This is a genomic window from Butyricicoccus sp. AM78-15b2TA (assembly GCF_027665985.1).
GTDB lineage: Bacteria > Bacillota > Clostridia > Oscillospirales > Butyricicoccaceae > Agathobaculum > Agathobaculum butyriciproducens.
Genome location: NZ_JAQEHY010000050.1, coordinates 366 through 2,101, shown reverse-complemented (window position 1 = coordinate 2,101; position 1,736 = coordinate 366). Strand labels below are relative to the sequence as shown.

General features: G+C 45.0%; 1 protein-coding gene. It reads right to left on the bottom strand.

The features are described 5' to 3' along the window. Window positions 1-116: 116 nt before the first annotated feature. Complete coding sequence (locus tag PGS25_RS15500; RefSeq protein ID WP_270419413.1) at window positions 117-1,193, bottom strand: tyrosine-type recombinase/integrase; 1,077 nt, start codon at window positions 1,191-1,193, stop codon at window positions 117-119. Window positions 1,194-1,736: the final 543 nt, after the last annotated feature.

Sequence of the window (1,736 nt, the reverse complement as noted above, 5' to 3'; positions counted from 1 at the left end):
TGTCGCGAAACTACAGTTTTCTTAACACTTTCCGAAATATCCACAGTATATCTACCGATTTCAACATTTTGATTTGGTCGTGACACCAAAATGAAACCAAACGGATTTTAGATTTTTCAAATGGCTTCAAGAAGCTCTACTGCTGCAGCTTCTGCGGATTCCAACACATGAATATAGGTGTTATAAGTAACAGATATATTCGCGTGTCCGAGCCACTTGCTTACTACGGTAATCGGAATACCGGCGTTAAGTGCCTGTGTAGCAAAGGTGTGACGAAGCTGGTGAAGTGTGAACGGCTTGTCGATACCGGCATACGCCAATACGCGACGCAGAACACGGCGAAGCTGGTCGCTGCTCAGTGTTGTACCCTTGCGCGTTACCGCAACGGAATCGCTGACAATATCCATTTCACGATAGACAGCTTTCAGACTGTTCAAAGCGGCAATCGCTTTTGTGTTCAACGGCACAAAGCGGTTGCCGCTTGCCGTTTTGGTACACTTAATCCGTGCTTTCTTATGCTTGATACGCACGCCGTCCTTGTCGCGGTCGTAGACCATCGACAGATTTTTGTTCACCGTAACGATTCTGCTTTCAAAATCAATGTCAGACCATTTGAGTGCTAAAAACTCACCGCACCGCAAACCGGTATGCACCAGAAAGACCAATGCGTGTGCCTGCATGATACAGGGTCTACCATTTTTATTTTTCATTTCTGCAATCCGTTCGACTGCCCGCACTTCGTCGCTTTCCAGCGCAACAATTTCGCGTTCCGGTTTAAAGGTCGCTTTCTTCGGCATCTTGACATTGTGCATAGGATTCCGTGAGAGATCGCCCTCAGAATGAGCATAAGAAAAAATTTCGGAAAGAATGATATAAATGATTTTGACAACAGTGAGCGAAAGCGTCTGACTCTTTTCAACAAGCAGTTTTTGCAACTGCTCACTGTGAATAGACGCAAGCTGCATTTTGCCAAACGCAGGCTTAATATGCGTCAAATAAGCACTTTCGTATTTGTCGAAGCTGCTGTCCTCAATCGAGTGCAGCTTGAAAGTGTATAACCACTGGTCGGCGTAATCACCGAAACGCCTGCTTGTGCTTTTGACAAGACCTTTTGCAGCGTCCTTTTTGAGTTCGCGCAGCTTGCGCTTTGCTTCGGATTCGCTCTTAGCGTACACAACACACGGTTTGAGCATATTCACGCTCTTATACTTTGCTACCCAGCGACCGTCGTTTCGCTGGTATATACTGCCTTCTCCATACTTTCTTTTGGGTTTCTGTATTGCTGTAATCATCGTTTACTCCTTATGCTTGTAACGGTGATAGCACAGCCAACAACGCTAATATTATATCATAACAATCATAAAATTGTAAGCGGCATATTTACACTCCATACTGCCGTGAACAGTTTATTCACGCTCGTATTCTTACACTTGCCGATTGACTTACGACACCTCTCACCCGAATCCTATTCTGCCGGTGGGGAGTAGCCTTTTCCGCTGTTATCGCCACGCCGGTAGCTGACCGGCTGTTTTATCCAAGCGGCTTGTCGGTTGCCCGACACGGAAAATTCGTTACAGATGGAGCTTTATTCACTTTTCAAAGTCCAATTATATCCTCCTTTGCTTAGGCTGCTCATCTGGGTATTTGCGAAAGGTGATGAGCATGTAACACCGAAACCAAAAATAAAACACAAAAAAGTATGGAGTTTAGGCTTTCATCTTTGATTGGGATTCTAT